A 15,501-nucleotide genomic window follows, 5' to 3' on the forward strand; every position below is an offset into this window, starting at 1 on the left:
ACTAGTCAACCGCGCCCGTGGATGATGAACAACATAAGCGCCACCACACTGATGCTGTTCATCATCTTGTCACATTCTAGAAGTCGCCGGCGTTGACCCTGTGCTCTCCACTCCGGCTCTTCTTGATCTGAGTCATGCTGGAATCTGTATATGTATGACAGCTTCCAGAACAATCCCTCAGCTCCGAGACTGTGTAGTTGGTATCCGGATTTTCGTACTTCTTATGGGGTCCTGACTTGTAATCGTTGGCATGACAACCGGCACAGTCCGGTTGATAGGCCGGTGCACTCCAGGTAACAGTCTGACTGTTGGACCTATGGCATTCAGTACAGGCCAGATTTCCCCGGTGATCACCCGGATAGCTTCCGCTACTGTGACTGAAATTAGATGGCGTCCAACTGTTCGTGGTGTGGCACTCATCGCATTGCAGACTGGTCACAAAATGGTTCGACGGCTTGCCTGTGGCGGTGGTTCCATTATGGCAAGTATTGCATGAACCCGTTACAGCACTGTGATCAAAACTGGCAGGTATCCAGGCATTGGTACTATGGCAGTCATCACACTGGGCATTTGTAGAAACATGGTTAGCCGTCTTGCCGGTCGCCGTGACCCCGTTGTGGCAACTGCTGCAGTTGCCGGTCACGCCGGAGTGATCGAACACCGCCCCGGTCCAGCTATTGGTTGTATGACAATCATCACAAAGATTATTGGTAGGTAAGTGGTTAGCACTCTTACCCATGGCGGTGGTGCCGTTGTGACAGCTCGCGCAGGTACCCTGCACCGAAGCATGATCCACCCGAATGACCGGCGTCCAGCTGTTGGTGTTATGGCAGGACTCGCAGCTGTTATCGGTGGCGATATGGCTGGCCGTCTTGCCGGTCGCCGTCACGCCGTTATGACAGCTGCTGCAGTTGCCGGTCACGCCGGAGTGATCGAACACCGCCCCGGTCCAGCTGTTGGTGCTGTGGCAGTCATCACACTGGTTGCTGCTGGCAATATGGTTGGCCGTCTTGCCCGTGGCGGTGGTGCCGTTGTGACAGCTCGCGCAGGTACCCTGCACCGAAGCATGATCCACCCGAATGACCGGCGTCCAGCTGTTGGTGTTATGGCAGGACTCGCAGCTGTTATCGGTGGCGATATGGCTGGCCGTCTTGCCGGTCGCCGTCACGCCGTTATGACAGCTGCTGCAGTTGCCGGTCACGCCGGAGTGATCGAACACCGCCCCGGTCCAGCTGTTGGTGCTGTGGCAGTCATCACACTGGTTGCTGCTGGCAATATGGTTGGCCGTCTTGCCCATGGCGGTGGTGCCGTTGTGACAGCTCGCGCAGGTACCCTGCACCGAAGCATGATCCACCCGAATGACCGGCGTCCAGCTGTTGGTGTTATGGCAGGACTCGCAGCTGTTATCGGTGGCGATATGGCTGGCCGTCTTGCCGGTCGCCGTCACGCCGTTATGACAGCTGCTGCAGTTGCCGGTCACGCCGGAGTGATCGAACACCGCCCCGGTCCAGCTGTTGGTGCTGTGGCAGTCATCACACTGGTTGCTGCTGGCAATATGGTTGGCCGTCTTGCCCATGGCGGTGGTGCCGTTGTGACAGCTCGCGCAGGTACCCTGCACCGAAGCATGATCCACCCGGATGACCGGCGTCCAGCTGTTGGTGTTATGGCAGGACTCGCAGCTGTTATCGGTGGCGATATGGTTGGCCGTCTTGCCGGTCGCCGTCACGCCGTTATGACAGCTGCTGCAGTTGCCGGTCACGCCGGAGTGATCAAACACCGCCCCGGTCCAGCTGTTGGTGCTGTGGCAGTCATCACACTGGTTGCTGCTGGCAATGTGGTTGTTGCCCTTGCCCATGGCGGTGGTGCCGTTGTGACAGCTCGCGCAGGTACCCTGTACCGAAGCATGATCCACCCGGATGACCGGCGTCCAGCTGTTGGTGTTATGGCAGGACTCGCAGCTGTTATCGGTGGCGATATGGTTGGCCGTCTTGCCGGTCGCCGTCACGCCGTTATGACAGCTGCTGCAGTTGCCGGTCACGCCGGAGTGATCGAACACCGCGCCGGTCCAGCTGTTGGTGCTGTGGCAGTCATCACACTGGTTGCTGCTGGCAATGTGGTTGTTGCCCTTGCCCGTGGCGGTGCTGCCGTTGTGACAGCTCGCGCAGGTACCCTGTACGGCGGCATGATCCACCCGCGTTACCGGCGTCCAGCTGTTGGTGCTGTGACAGGACTCGCAAGTGTTGTCGGTGGCGATATGTACCGAGGGTAAACCGGTCGCCTGGGTGCCGTTGTGACAGCTGGTGCAGTTGCCGGTCACGCCGGAGTGATCGAACACCGCGCCGGTCCAGCTGTTGGTGCTGTGACAATCCTCGCACTGGTTGCTGCTGGCAATGTGGTTGTTGCCCTTGCCCGTGGCGGTGCTGCCGTTGTGACAGCTCGCGCAGGTACCCTGTACGGCGGCATGATCCACCCGCACGACCGGCGTCCAGCTGTTGGTGCTGTGGCAGGACTCGCAAGTGTTGTCGGTGGCGATATGGTTAGACGACAAGCCGGTCGCCTGGGTGCCGTTGTGACAGCTGGTGCAGTTGCCGGTCACGCCGGAGTGATCGAACACCGCTCCGGTCCAGCTGTTGGTGCTGTGGCAATCCTCGCACTGGTTGCTGCTGGCAATGTGGTTGTTGCCCTTGCCCGTGGCAGTGCTGCCGTTGTGACAGCTCGCGCAGGTACCCTGTACGGCGGCATGATCCACCCGCGTTACCGGCGTCCAGCTGTTGGTGCTGTGGCAGGACTCGCAAGTGTTGTCGGTGGCGATATGCACCGAGGGTAATCCGGTTTCCGCCTCCCCATTATGACAGCTGCTGCAGTTGCCGGTGATGCCGGAGTGATCGAACACCGCCCCGCTCCAGCTGTTGGTGCTGTGACAATCCTCACACTGGTTGCTGCTGGTAATATGGTTGACATTCTTGCCGGGAGCTGTGGAGTTGTTGTGACAACTCACACAGGTGCCCTGTACCGCTGCGTGATCCACCCGCACAACCGGCGTCCAACCGCTCGGACTATGACAGGACTCACAGGTGTTCGTGGTGGCGATATGGTTAGCCGACAAGCCGGTCGCCTGGGTGCCGTCGTGACAGCTGCTGCAGTTGTCGGTGATGCCGGAGTGATCGAACACCGCCCCGCTCCAGCTGTTGGTGCTGTGACAATCCTCACACTGGTTGCTGCTGGCAATGTGGTTGCTGCCCTTGCCCGTGGCGGTGCTGCCGTTATGGCAGCTGAGACAGGTGCCCTGCACGGCGGCGTGATCCACCCGCACGACCGGCGTCCAACCGCTCGGACTATGACAGGACTCACAGGTGTTCGTGGTGGCGATATGGTTAGCCGACAAGCCGGTCGCCTGGGTGCCATCGTGACAGCTGCTGCAGTTGTCGGTGATGCCGGTGTGATCGAACACCGCACCGCTCCAGCTGTTGGTGCTGTGGCAATCCTCGCACTGGTTGCTGCTGGCAATGTGGTTGCTGCCCTTGCCCGTGGCGGTATTGCCGTTATGGCAGCTGAGACAGGTGCCCTGCACGGCGGCGTGATCCACCCGCACAACCGGCGTCCAACCGCTCGGACTATGACAGGACTCACAGGTGTTCGTGGTGGCGATATGGTTAGCCGACAAGCCGGTCGCCTGGGTGCCGTCGTGACAGCTGCTGCAGTTGTCGGTGATGCCGGTGTGATCGAACACCGCACCGCTCCAGCTGTTGGTGCTGTGGCAATCCTCGCACTGGTTGCTGCTGGCAATGTGGTTGCTGCCCTTGCCCGTGGCGGTGCTGCCGTTATGGCAGCTGAGACAGGTGCCCTGCACGGCGGCGTGATCCACCCGCACAACCGGCGTCCAACCGCTCGGACTATGACAGGACTCACAGGTGTTCGTGGTGGCGATATGGTTAGCCGACAAGCCGGTCGCCTGGGTGCCGTCGTGACAGCTGCTGCAGTTGTCGGTGATGCCGGTGTGATCGAACACCGCACCGCTCCAGCTGTTGGTGCTGTGGCAATCCTCGCACTGGTTGCTGCTGGCAATGTGGTTGCTGCCCTTGCCCGTGGCGGTATTGCCGTTATGGCAGCTGAGACAGGTGCCCTGCACGGCGGCGTGATCCACCCGCACGACCGGCGTCCAACCGCTCGGACTATGACAGGACTCACAGGTGTTCGTGGTGGCGATATGGTCCGCCGACAAGCCGGTCGCCTGGGTGCCATTGTGACAGCTGCTGCAGTTGTCGGTGATGCCACTGTGATCGAATGCCGCATCGGCCCAACTGTTGGTACTGTTGTGGCAATCCTCGCACTGGTTGCTGCTGGCGATATGGTTGGGGCCCTTGCCCGTGGCGCTGGAGCCGTTGTGACAAGTATTGCAACTGTCAGTGGTAGTTGAGTGATCAAACGTTGTCTGCCAGGTATTGGTCGCGTGACAGGTTTCGCACTTGGTATCGGAAGGTATATGGTTTGAGGGTTTACCGCCGGCGATCTGGCCATTATGACACTGTGAACAACCACTGGTGATGTTGGAATGATCAAACTGTGCAGCATTCCAGTTATTGGTTGTATGGCAATTCTCACAATTATCGCTACTCGCAACGTGCGTAGCCGACTTGCCTACCGATATAGTGTTGTTGTGGCACTGAACACAACTGCCACTGGTTGCGCTGTGGTCCATTTCCACCGATTGATTCCAAGCTTCTGTCGCATGACAGCTCGTACAGTCGTCGGTCGACAAGATATGGTTGGCTGGTTTAACCGTGGCTGCCATCCGGCCTGAACCGTGACAAGAAACACAGCTTGTAGGCGTTCCTTCAAATATCCCACCTGCATGGCAGGATTCGCAACTCAAGTCCTTATGCGCACCCACCAAATCAAAACCTGTCTGCAGGTGGTCGAACGGAGTTTGATCCTGTTGCTGTGCGAAGGCGGTCCACCAGCCCCCCATCAGAACCAAACACAACAGCGTTGTGCAGATGCGCCTCATATTTGCCAAAACAAGAAACTGCATAATCGTATCACCTCGGGTGATGCTGCCGACAAATTCGGTGCCAGCTATCTTGCATTGTTAATAATCTGAATCTCGAAGGACTCAGGAACATGGCAGCGTTCACATCGATTGCCCAACTGGCCCTGATGCACATCATCAATGGAGTGGCAATCAACACACTGCCTGGATTCTTTATGCTCTTCCATACTGGCTTTATGACAAAGACCACAGGCTATCCCGGCGTGGGCGCCTTCTAATGGGTAATCGGTATCCTGGTCATGATCGAACTGCCAATAACCCCAACCATTCGGGTTATGACAGCCGGTACAGTTATCCGTAAACGCGCCTTTGTGCACATCATCCGCCGAATGACAATCCACACACGCCTGTGGCGTCTCTTCATAATTGGCATCCAGATGACAACTACTGCAACTCACCGCCTCGTGCAATCCGATCAGCGGAAAATCGGTAAGGCCATGATCAAAAATCGTCTCAGCTGTCCAACTTTCCTGTCCATGACAGCGCTCGCACTGTTGTCCCTGCTTACCTTTATGCCGGTCATCTCCTTCATGACAAGCGATGCACTCCTTTTTCAGTTCCACTTCCTTGATACCGGATTGATGGCAGGCGATGCAAGTAATCTCTTTGTGTCGACCCAATAGCTTAAATTCTGTTTTAAGATCATGGTCAAAGGTAATGTCATCCCATTTGGTTTCCCGATGGCATTCCTGGCACTCTGGCCCATAGCTTCCACTATGGGCATCCGACTCCTTATGACATGCCACACATGTCTTACCCACGTCATCCGCCGGTCTGTCCAGCGGATGACACGCGGTGCATTTGAGTTCCCGATGTGCTTTGCGCAGTGGGAATTCAGTATCCTTGTCGTGCGAGAAAGCGGATTTATCCCATCCCTCTTCCTGGTGGCACTTTTCACACTCGTTACCCAGCGTCCCATGGTGTTTATCATCAAGGGAATGGCAATCAGCACAGATTATCGAAGCCTGCTTGTAGTCCTGGCCAATATGGCATGCCGTACAACCAGTCTCCTGGTGTTTTCCTTTCAAGGGAAACTCTGTCTTTTCATGGTCAAATTCTACCTTTGTCCAGTTATCGCTTACATGACAGGTCTCACACTCTTTTCCCAGTGATTCCTTGTGGACATCATCTTCTTTGTGGCAATCGATGCAGAGTGATGATGTATCCCTGTAAGCCGTTTCTGGTTGATGACACTCCTTGCAAACCACCTTGCGATGTCCACCCAGCAACTCAAAGTCTGTATCCTGGTGATTAAACCGATCCTCATGCAAACCTCGAACATCCGCATCCCGGCCGATATGATCGGTATGACAGACGCGGCACTCACTCTGACTGGCCAGGTTGTTTTTTGTATGAAATCCCTGCTTCTGTTCCAGGTCGCCTGCGACCTTGTCATGGCAATCAAGGCATAGCGCTTTTTGCCCCGCCTGCTCGAAATTCACATGACACTTTTCGCACTCGGCTTCGATCTCTTCGTGTCCGGTAATCACCGGTCCCGGCATGAATATTTTTTCAAACTCGGCTGCGACAGCTGACCCCGCCATCAGACTCAGAAAAAAAAACAGTACCCCCTTCGATAAGAGTCGATTCATGTATCTCTCGTATCAATACATATGAACAGCAATGACATGAAAAATCACTGAAGCAACCAGCATGATAAAAAATGGCACATGGATGACATGCCAAAGCGAGAACATTCGTTCAAATAACAATAGCGCCCTGGCCGCGGCGATACTCTTGTGAACTTTTCTAAGCTTCCGGGAATACGCCTTCTTGAGCTGTGGATATTGTTCACTACACAATTGTGATTTGAGCTGTTCCTCGAACAGTCGCAACTGTTCCCGCAACTTCCACTCATCTTTTGCGGCGAGTTTCCTCAGCTTCTCGGCTTCCGATAAATCCCAGGAATCCCCCGAATTGGGCGTCGGAATCAGCGCATGTAAACCATCCACATGTTTCAATACCTTCTCAACACTATCGCGTATCTCCTTTCGCTTGCCAGAAAAGCCATAGTGAAGCTGGGTATAGAAATAGCGACCCACCAGACCACTCGCAGCAACCAGCATCATGCAATAGAGGGCGACCTGACTGTTGAATGAACCAAGGCTGAAGTTTGAATGCAGGAGCACCACGCAAGGCACAGTAATGCCCAGCCCCAGGTGCATGCGAAACCAGAACTTCACCCCCCCCAGCCATACCGGGAACTGACGCCGCTTGCGCCAGGGGTATACCAGCATGAGCAGCATAGCGACGCCTGTCGCAATTCCCAGCCAGTAACCTACACCCTGTTCCGCAACGATGTAGCGTTCTCCACTCACCTGCCAGGCATTCCACATGATGTAGCCCAGGAGAGCGGTATAGAGGTATGTGCCGAGCCTGCGGGCAATCAGTGCGACTTGCCCCATGGACAAATGCGGTGCGCCTATTCCAGCGGACTCCGCCCCTGCTTGCATTGTACTGGCTGGATTCGATTGCATCATAAAGTTGCCTACCCAGTTGATTTATTGTGTTTTTTGCTACAGCGATCAAGGCGAGGACTTACCCCCTCTAAATACCAAATCACTGAAAACTATAGCAGACATAAAACACTGTATTAATATAGGTTTACGCGATTTATTCGTCTCAGTATTAAAGCCCTTGGGTGACGAACAAATTCTGTACAATCTAAAACGATAACAATTGTCGTTTATCGCCCACCTCAGAAACATGAAACAGCGCACAGTCTCTCCAAAATAATTGAGTGATTTAACCTATAGCGTGAGTCAACTCACTATTGACGACATCCACTTCCGCTACGCTTCACGCCGTACTGAAACATCAGGACCACATGATCACAGCATTACCATCAATAGGTCTCTTCCGGAATTTAACTAGCGAGGATTGCTACGATGGACAATACTGCTATTACTACACTTTATTTTCTGCCGCTGGCCTTCAGCCTCATTTACTACCTGCTGCGACGCTCAACAAATAACCGCAAAAATACAACGGTTTTACAGGACGCCATTGCAGACAAGCTGACCGAGCCGGCCTCTCTCCATCCCTTAATCAATGCAGATAAATGTGTCGGTTGCGGCTCCTGTGTTCATGCCTGCCCGGAAAATCAGGTACTGGGACTGATCAAGGGAAAGGCACAATTGATCAACCCCACCCATTGCATCGGCCATGGCTGTTGCAAGGAAGCGTGCCCGATGAACGCCATAGAGCTGGTTTTTGGCACTGCCACACGCGGCGTCGACATTCCGCATCTTCAGCCCAACTTTGAAACCAACGTGCCGGGCATTTTTATCGCTGGAGAGCTGGGCGGCATGGGGTTGATCAAGAATGCCATCACCCAGGGTAAGCAGGCCGTTGAATCCATTAAAAGAAAAATCAATGGCCAGCAACAAACAGACTACGACCTGATCATCGTCGGTGCCGGCCCGGCCGGCATTGCCGCCTCCCTCGCGGCGAAGAAAAGCAATCTCCGCTACCTGGTTCTGGAACAGGAATCCCTGGGCGGAACAGTCTCCCATTTTCCACGTGGGAAAATTGTCATGACGGCTCCAACGGAATTGCCAATTGTAGGCAAGGTACATTTTCGCGAGACGTCAAAAGAGGAGTTGATGGAATTCTGGAAAAAGATCGAAACAGATACCGATCTCAATATTAACTACCGCGAGCGGGTTGAATCGGTCACAGCACTTGACCAACAGGCCAGCGGTTATCAGGTCGTTTCCAATGAGAGCCAATACACTACCCATGCCCTCCTGCTGGCCATTGGCCGCCGGGGAACGCCGAGAAAACTGGGCGTTCCGGGGGAAGATCTTCCCAAGGTCGTCTACCGGCTCGACGATCCGGAACAGTACAAGGGAAAACATGTGACGGTGGTTGGTGGTGGGGACAGTGCGCTGGAAGCCGCGCTGGCTATCAGTGAACAACCCGGAACAACCGTCACGCTCTCCTACCGGTCGGACGCCTTCAGTCGCGCCAAGAAAAAGAACAGAACGCGTATCAGCGCCGCAGGGGAAGAGAAAAAAGTAGCTATACTTTTCAATTCCAATGTCAAAAACATTAGCAAATCGGAAATCGAAATAGAACAGGATGGCCAACTACTGAAGTTGAAAAATGATGCCGTCATCATCTCCGCCGGTGGCATCTTGCCAACACCCTTCCTGAAGCAGATTGGCATTAACGTGGAAACAAAATACGGAACCAACTAAACCATGCATCCAGGCAATCTCCTGCGCCTTCTCGTACTCTGCCTGGCCTTCATACAACCGGCTTGGTCTGATGAAGGTATCGATGACGCGCTGAACGCTATACGCCAGAAGGATTATGAGTCCGCCGTACAGATCCTGACTGCCGAGGCGGAAAAGGGGAATGCCGAAGCACAGTTCAGGCTGGCATCGCTATACCGGGGTGGCCTCGGCGTGGAGAAAAATCTACAACAGGCTTTCGAGTGGCTGAGTAAAGCCGCAGAACAGCGTCATGCCAAGGCCGAGTACGACCTTGGAGAGTTTTATTACTACGGATGGGGCGTCACCCGGGACCGGGAGATGGCCAATCACTGGTATGAAAAAGCCGCCGAGGACGACAATCCGCTCGCCCGAAAAAAACTGGAGCGGATCAAGACCAATCCCGCTGCAGACTATTTAGCCGCCGAAGGCGAATCGGGTATCACCGCCCTTTTTGCCGCCAGCCGAAAGGGAGACCAACCGAAGGTGAAGGCGCTACTCGATCAGGCTATTCCTGTCGACAGCACCAACAGTGCCGGTCAAACACCATTGATGATCGCCTTGAGCCGCGGGCATGCAGACACCGCTGCGCTGCTGCTCGAGCATAATGCGAAGATCACTGCCACGGATAGCAACGGTAATTCTCCCCTGCTGTACGCGGTGAAATCAAAAGTACTCAATGCAGTGGAGGTCGCGATCAATGCCGGCGCCCCCGTAAACCAGACCGATTCATCCGGCAATTCGGCCCTGCTGTATGCGATCCGCCAAGGGGATGCGGAAATTGTAGCCCTGTTACTGAACAGTGGCGCCGACGCCAATAAAAGCGCCACCTCAAGCACCAGCCCCCTTGACCAGGCAACACGCCTGAAACACAAGCAGATCGCCAGACTACTCAAGGCACACGGCGCCAGAACCAATAGCCCCGCCATCAAACAGGATAGCCTGGCCGAATCAATCAGCCGTATAAACAGACTGTCGACCGACAAGACAACCTCGGAAAATCTGTATAGCCAATGGCCATCCCTGGTCATTTCTGCCTGGCGCGGTAACCTTGACTTGGTCACAGCCCTCCTGCACAAGGGAGCCAAGATAGACGAGAGGGCGCCAGACGGACAGAGCGCACTCACCCGCGCCGTGATGGCGGGCCACGCTGACATTGTTCAACTTCTATTGACTCGTGGTGCCTCGGTCAATCAGGCCCTGCCCAATGGAACCACCGCACTTGAGTTGGCCGTTGTGGTGGCCACTCCGGAAATTGCCCGCACGCTCCTGGATGCCGGGGCAAATCCGGATGGATCAGAGCAGGGCAACAGCATACCGCTGTTGCTGGCTATCCGATCCGATGCAGGCGAGATGATTGACCTGCTACTGGCACACCAGGTCAATCCCAACCGGGCTGATCAGGGAGGAACAACCGGACTCATACTGGCAGCTGAAGCAGATAACGTGGAATTGGCCAAAAAACTGTTATCAAACGGTGCCGACACGGAGATCGCCGATTCGGACAAACGCACGCCTCTCTGGATAGCCGCGGAACACGGCAGCAGCAGCGTGGTAGTGGAACTGCTAAAAAACCGGGCCAATCCTGACAGTGCCGACAACCAGGGGCACACACCCCTGATACGTGCCGCCCTGAATGGCCATGCATCGATCATTAGTGCCTTGCTTTCCCATGGCGTTAACTCGAACATGACCACCGAGAGTGGGAACACACCCCTTCATCTGGCCGCCAGCCGCGGCCACCGCGAGGCGACTAAACAACTGCTTGCCGCCAAAGTTAATATGAATTTGCATAACAAAAATGGCGACAGCGCGCTCATGCTGGCCATCAGCGGTGCGCACCGGGATGTGGCCCAGCTGCTGCTGGAGGCTGGGGCCGATCAAAACATCCGCAACCTGAACGGACTCAACGCCTCGGATATCGCCGCGCAGGTGGATGATCCGGAATTGATCGGCCTGCTCAGCCAGTACAAGTCGAAGCGCCCCGGTGTGCTGAAATTTTTCTGACTGGTCAATGTCGTTTAGGTAGGCCCGCGCGCGACCTGGCGCCCTCACCAAAGGGGATCGGCCGGGCTGTTTGTAACAGGAATAGCGGGGTGTTATATCGCTGCCGGAACCGCTCCCGGCGGTGAGTCTATCCGGCTGAGCTACCCGATTCCGGATACAGCAGCAGCCAGGTGGAACAGCCAAAGGTCTATGGTTGCAGGCAATCCATCCCCGGGACAGAATTTCAGTAGCCAACGATGGCTACTGCCTCAGGGCAGCTTGCTCAGCATCTTGGTGGCCGATTTCCCGGGGTCCGTCTCGGGCCCCAACTCGATCGCGTTCTGCAACGCCTGCTTCGCCTCCGGGATATTTCCGAGACCGCTCTCTACAAAGCCGAGGGTCAACCATATCCGCTGAAACTCCGGCTGCAGATCGCTGCCGCGTCTCAACATCTCCAGGGCCTCGGAGGAACGCCCAAGATAGTAAAGCGTCAGCCCCAGGTTATTGAGCGTCCCGACGTTATCCGGTGATAACTCGAGAACACGCCTGTAAAGTCTGGCCGCATTGTCATAGTCCTTATCCTGGAAATACTGGTTTGCCTGCCGATCGATTTCTGCAGGATCATCCGACTGGATAGCAGGAGGGGATTTCTGCAGGCTTTTCATCATGTCGGGAGTGGGCATTTTTCGGAGATCGATGGCGCTGGATTCCATCGCACCGCCAGTAGCCGGGACAGCAGCGGTGGCGGGCGATTGATCACTGTAATAGGCCCGGGTGACCACAAATACCAGGGAGGCGGTTACGAGCTGAATCAGGATAATTACAGAAACCAGTTTGACATTAATATTCATAATTTTGCCTTTTTCCCAGCGGGCATCACAAGCATTATTCGGTCACGTTAAATGGCTCGACGGTGCAGCCCCATCGATAGATACATTAACTGGACGCATGATTTATTTTTCTATTCAATCACACACTGGCGTAGTCGAGACTTTACAGTCAAAAGAATAGGACGCGCAAATAGCAGCAGGGTTCCATCGTATCGAAGCGTATGATTCCATTTGAGAAGAATCTTCTATCGGGTTAATTTTCCATACAATAAGGAATCGATGCACGAACTGACGACATGGGGTATCACCTGCATTGGCCATCGGGTCAACCCTGGCCCGTCCCGGTGAGACAGCACCAGCATTTCGAGGCACCATCCGGAACCGGATCCGCAGGGGTTGTCCGTCGTCCAGCCGCACTCAAAAGTAATTCGCGAGAATCTCCTTGGCGACCAGATCCTTGAGTTCGTCGGCGCCAAACTTAATCAATGGTTTTCCATTGACAAAGAACCCGGGGGTCTTTCGGACCTCAAGATCCTGCACATCTGCCATATCCTGCTGAAGCCTGGTAGCAATTTCGGCGCCGTGCATCGCTTTCTGTGCCAGTGTCACATCGACCCCCGCACGCTCCAGTGGCGGCCAGATTTTTCCGGTATCTATGTTACCGTGTGAGGCCCAGACAGGTTGCGCGGCGTAAACAGCCTCCAGGGCTTGCCAGTACTTACCCTGCAGTCGTGCCGCCTCAAGCGCCTTTACCACGTAATCGGATCCCTGGTGAAAAGGTGCATAGCGCAGAACAACGCGCACCTTACCTTGGTTGGATGCCACAAGATCTTCAACCAGGGGATGGAAGGCACGGCAGGTTTCACAGGCAGGATCAAAAAACTCGACTATGGTCACTTTCGCACTTGCCCTCCCTTTGGTCGGTGAGTAGTCGCGCTCGAGGAAGCTGGAATATTGCATGGCGGCCTCATTCAGCTCGGCCGTCTTCTGCACATCATAGCGGTAAGCCGCAAATGCGAAAACAGCCAGAAGCAGGATGACTACTACGGGCACCTGGTATTGTTTCTTCATCGTTCGATCCTGTATCTGGCAATGGATAGAAAAAGAATGATTGCGCTGAAGGCAAGTATGGATAGCATCGGAATGGTAATAAAACCAAACAGTTCAAGATCTATGTCTGCACAGGAGGGCCCTTGGCCACAGGGCTGCAGTGCTTCGGGGATATAGCCGGAGTAGACAAGATAATGGTATATGGCAAATCCCCAGCCAATGACTGCCAGCGGCAAGGCGTAACGAATCACGCTTTCATCATAGGGGTACATGCCCAACAATAGAATCACCACCAGGGGATACATGAAAATCCGTTGGTACCAGCAGAGTACGCAGGGTACAAAATCCATGACCTCGCTGAAAAACAGACTACCCAGCATGGCAACGGTAGCCAGGAGCCAACTCAGGAAAATCCACTTCCAGTTGGTTTGATCATACACTGTAGCTTGGTTCATAGGTTTATGAGTTTTTCAGCCCAGAGTAGTTCACAGGAATTGTGACGGATCGTGATCCAGTTAACGCTGGTTTGATGATCCGGTCATTTGGTTTGCGATTCGCGGGTCTTGTTCACACCGGTCGGCACAACCCTCATACTGGTCGGTGGTGGCACGATCCTCCCGAAGCTCACGCCTTGCCTGGCGGATTATCAGGGTCGAAGAGTGCAGAAACAGTAACGCCATGCCTGCAGCCACCAGCAGGTCCGGCCAGCGCGATTGTGTATAATAGACGACACCGGCGGCAACCATGACGGCGAGATTTCCAATTGCGTCATTGCGGCTGCAGAGCCAGACCGAACGCACATTGGCGTCACCATTTCGGTAGCGCACGAGCAATACCACGCTGGTTGCATTCGCCGCAAAGGCCATTAGGGCAATCGAACCCATGATGGTTTCATTGGGGACACCAAGAATAAAAACCCGATAGAGCGTCGAGCCCAGCACCCAAAATCCCATAAGGGCCAGCGTCAGGCCCTTGAACAGGGCGGCGGAAGCGCGCCAGCGTATCGGGTGGCCAATCGCCAGGAGGGTAATGCCGTAGGTCAGGCTGTCACCCAGAAAATCCAGCGCATCGGCCCGCAGCGCCATGGAGTCTGCGGCCATACTGCCCCCCACCTCGACCAGGAACATCAGCGCATTGATGGCAATGATGACCCACAGTATCCGCTTGTAGGGCACGGATATTCCGTCGAAATCCAGATTGTTACCGCAACTGCAGCCGGCCATTCCTGCTCTCCCGGGTATCCAGTTCGAGTGTCATGAGCTAAGCTTACAACCTACAGTCGTTGTAGCTTCAAGAGGTTTTTCACCGTGGCTGAACGTTATTCTATCGGCCAGATGGCCCGTATCGGTAACTGCAAGGTGCAGACCATTCGTTATTACGAACAGATTGGCCTGCTACCAGAACCGGAACGAAGCGCAGGCAATCAGCGCATCTATAACCGGGCACACATGAATCGCCTGGGTTTTATTCGCCACAGCCGTGAACTGGGATTCTCGCTTGACCGGATTAAAGAGATCCTGGCGCTGACAGACGATCCTTCCCACTCCTGTGAAACTGTAGACCAGATCGCGCGCCGGCACTTGCTGGAAGTAGAATCCAGGATCAAGCGGTTGCAGAGCATGAGAAAGGAGCTGAAGCGGATGATTGACCGGTGCAGCGGAAACAAAGTGGCGGACTGCCGGATTATCGAGGCACTCTCCAATCACCAACTCTGCCTGTCGGAACGACACCCTCCGGAGTGAGGCAAAACCCTGGACTCCCAATACCCAGCCATCATAGTCGATACCCGACGCGCCCAAACCGGAACCCGATCGAATCTACACCAGACCCCGAGAGTCTCAAGTGCAATCGGTAGGCTCTCCCGGCAGGTGGTTCAATTCGGGTGCGGGGAGCCGGGGCTTCCCTGCCCCTGATTCCCGTATCACCCCAGTAACATCTTCAGCCCGATCAGACAGAGAAACAGTGCAAAGGCCCGCTTGAAATGGGGCACATTGAGCTTGTAGGCCAACTTTACACCCTGTTGTGCACTCCACATGGCCATGGGGACCAGAATAGCGAAACTGGTCCAGTTGACGTAACCCGTGGTCAGCGGCGGCAAGTTCGGCATGCCCCAGCCATTGGCCACATGGACCAGAGTCGCGGGCACGCTGATGATCAGGCCGAACACCGGGCTGGTGGAGACTGCCCGTGAATCGGAAAGCGAAAAAGGTCAGCCGTGGAGTAATCCCCAAATTTATAACGCCACTATTTTTCGGGGGGATTACCTCTGCGTTTCATCCATTCTCATAATACTATTGAACACTTTGAATGTAGTATATTTAGCAAAAAGAGTTATCTATTCGGGACCACATTTTACCTAAGTCCTATG

Annotated in this window: 10 protein-coding genes and 1 pseudogene; 3 read left to right on the forward strand and 8 right to left on the reverse strand. The window is 54.9% G+C overall.

All coding sequences use genetic code 11. The features are described from left to right. Positions 1–76: 76 nt before the first annotated feature. From ACHZBF_RS11365 to ACHZBF_RS11375, 3 genes are all read right to left on the reverse strand, one after another. Positions 77–4,705, reverse strand: coding sequence for a hypothetical protein (locus ACHZBF_RS11365; protein ID WP_321528492.1), 4,629 nt, complete (start codon positions 4,703–4,705; stop codon positions 77–79). Positions 4,706–5,076: 371 nt separating this feature from the next. Continuing rightward, a complete protein-coding gene (locus ACHZBF_RS11370; protein WP_321528493.1) occupies positions 5,077–6,642 on the reverse strand; it encodes a cytochrome C in 1,566 nt (521 codons plus the stop codon). Positions 6,643–6,654: 12 nt separating this feature from the next. After that, positions 6,655–7,530, reverse strand: a complete 876-nt coding sequence (locus tag ACHZBF_RS11375) for a hypothetical protein (RefSeq protein WP_321528494.1) — start codon at positions 7,528–7,530, stop codon at positions 6,655–6,657. 408 nt (positions 7,531–7,938) lie between these two features. On the opposite strand from ACHZBF_RS11375, the gene ACHZBF_RS11380 reads away from it, so the two are divergent. After that, a complete protein-coding gene (locus tag ACHZBF_RS11380) occupies positions 7,939–9,252 on the forward strand; it encodes an NAD(P)-binding domain-containing protein (RefSeq protein ID WP_321528495.1) in 1,314 nt (437 codons plus the stop codon). Between the two features lie 3 nt (positions 9,253–9,255). Then, positions 9,256–11,274: an ankyrin repeat domain-containing protein gene (locus ACHZBF_RS11385; protein ID WP_321528496.1), complete on the forward strand. Its 2,019-nt coding sequence runs from the start codon at positions 9,256–9,258 to the stop codon at positions 11,272–11,274. Between the two features lie 248 nt (positions 11,275–11,522). Here ACHZBF_RS11385 and ACHZBF_RS11390 read toward each other — a convergent pair whose 3' ends face one another. The 4 genes from ACHZBF_RS11390 to ACHZBF_RS11405 all read right to left on the reverse strand — a co-directional run bounded on the left by ACHZBF_RS11390 (position 11,523) and on the right by ACHZBF_RS11405 (position 14,356). Next, on the reverse strand, positions 11,523–12,104 hold the full coding sequence (locus ACHZBF_RS11390) for a tetratricopeptide repeat protein (protein ID WP_321528497.1): 582 nt from the start codon (positions 12,102–12,104) through the stop codon (positions 11,523–11,525). 396 nt (positions 12,105–12,500) lie between these two features. Continuing rightward, a complete protein-coding gene (locus ACHZBF_RS11395) occupies positions 12,501–13,154 on the reverse strand; it encodes a DsbA family protein (protein ID WP_029132890.1) in 654 nt (217 codons plus the stop codon). Continuing rightward, positions 13,151–13,588 (reverse strand): disulfide bond formation protein B, encoded by a 438-nt coding sequence (locus ACHZBF_RS11400; RefSeq protein ID WP_037374857.1) that lies wholly within the window; start codon positions 13,586–13,588, stop codon positions 13,151–13,153. Before ACHZBF_RS11400 ends, ACHZBF_RS11395 begins: the two co-directional genes overlap by 4 nt. Positions 13,589–13,648: 60 nt before the next feature. Continuing rightward, entirely contained in the window at positions 13,649–14,356 is a 708-nt protein-coding gene (locus ACHZBF_RS11405; protein ID WP_084609894.1) for a cation efflux transmembrane domain-containing protein, read from the reverse strand. 84 nt (positions 14,357–14,440) lie between these two features. Here ACHZBF_RS11405 and ACHZBF_RS11410 point away from each other — a divergent pair, with 84 nt between their 5' ends. Beyond that, on the forward strand, positions 14,441–14,875 hold the full coding sequence (locus tag ACHZBF_RS11410) for a MerR family transcriptional regulator (protein WP_029132892.1): 435 nt from the start codon (positions 14,441–14,443) through the stop codon (positions 14,873–14,875). Positions 14,876–15,054: 179 nt separating this feature from the next. On the opposite strand, the pseudogene ACHZBF_RS11415 reads toward ACHZBF_RS11410, so the two are convergent. Next, positions 15,055–15,318 (reverse strand): annotated as a pseudogene (locus ACHZBF_RS11415) (TSUP family transporter); the annotation flags it as partial. Between the last annotated feature and the right edge of the window lie 183 nt (positions 15,319–15,501).

Source organism: Sedimenticola selenatireducens, assembly GCF_963675335.2.
Classification (GTDB): domain Bacteria; phylum Pseudomonadota; class Gammaproteobacteria; order Chromatiales; family Chromatiaceae; genus Sedimenticola; species Sedimenticola selenatireducens.

What these genes read in the sequence shown, in the direction of transcription:
- ACHZBF_RS11370 (WP_321528493.1), bottom strand. Translation starts at nt 6,642, where the DNA reads ATGAATCGACTCTTATCGAAGGGGGTACTGTTTTTTTTTCTGAGTCTG.
- ACHZBF_RS11375 (WP_321528494.1), bottom strand. Translation starts at nt 7,530, where the DNA reads ATGATGCAATCGAATCCAGCCAGTACAATGCAAGCAGGGGCGGAGTCC.
- ACHZBF_RS11380 (WP_321528495.1), top strand. Translation starts at nt 7,939, where the DNA reads ATGGACAATACTGCTATTACTACACTTTATTTTCTGCCGCTGGCCTTC.
- ACHZBF_RS11385 (WP_321528496.1), top strand. Translation starts at nt 9,256, where the DNA reads ATGCATCCAGGCAATCTCCTGCGCCTTCTCGTACTCTGCCTGGCCTTC.
- ACHZBF_RS11390 (WP_321528497.1), bottom strand. Translation starts at nt 12,104, where the DNA reads ATGAATATTAATGTCAAACTGGTTTCTGTAATTATCCTGATTCAGCTC.
- ACHZBF_RS11395 (WP_029132890.1), bottom strand. Translation starts at nt 13,154, where the DNA reads ATGAAGAAACAATACCAGGTGCCCGTAGTAGTCATCCTGCTTCTGGCT.
- ACHZBF_RS11400 (WP_037374857.1), bottom strand. Translation starts at nt 13,588, where the DNA reads ATGAACCAAGCTACAGTGTATGATCAAACCAACTGGAAGTGGATTTTC.
- ACHZBF_RS11405 (WP_084609894.1), bottom strand. Translation starts at nt 14,356, where the DNA reads ATGGCCGGCTGCAGTTGCGGTAACAATCTGGATTTCGACGGAATATCC.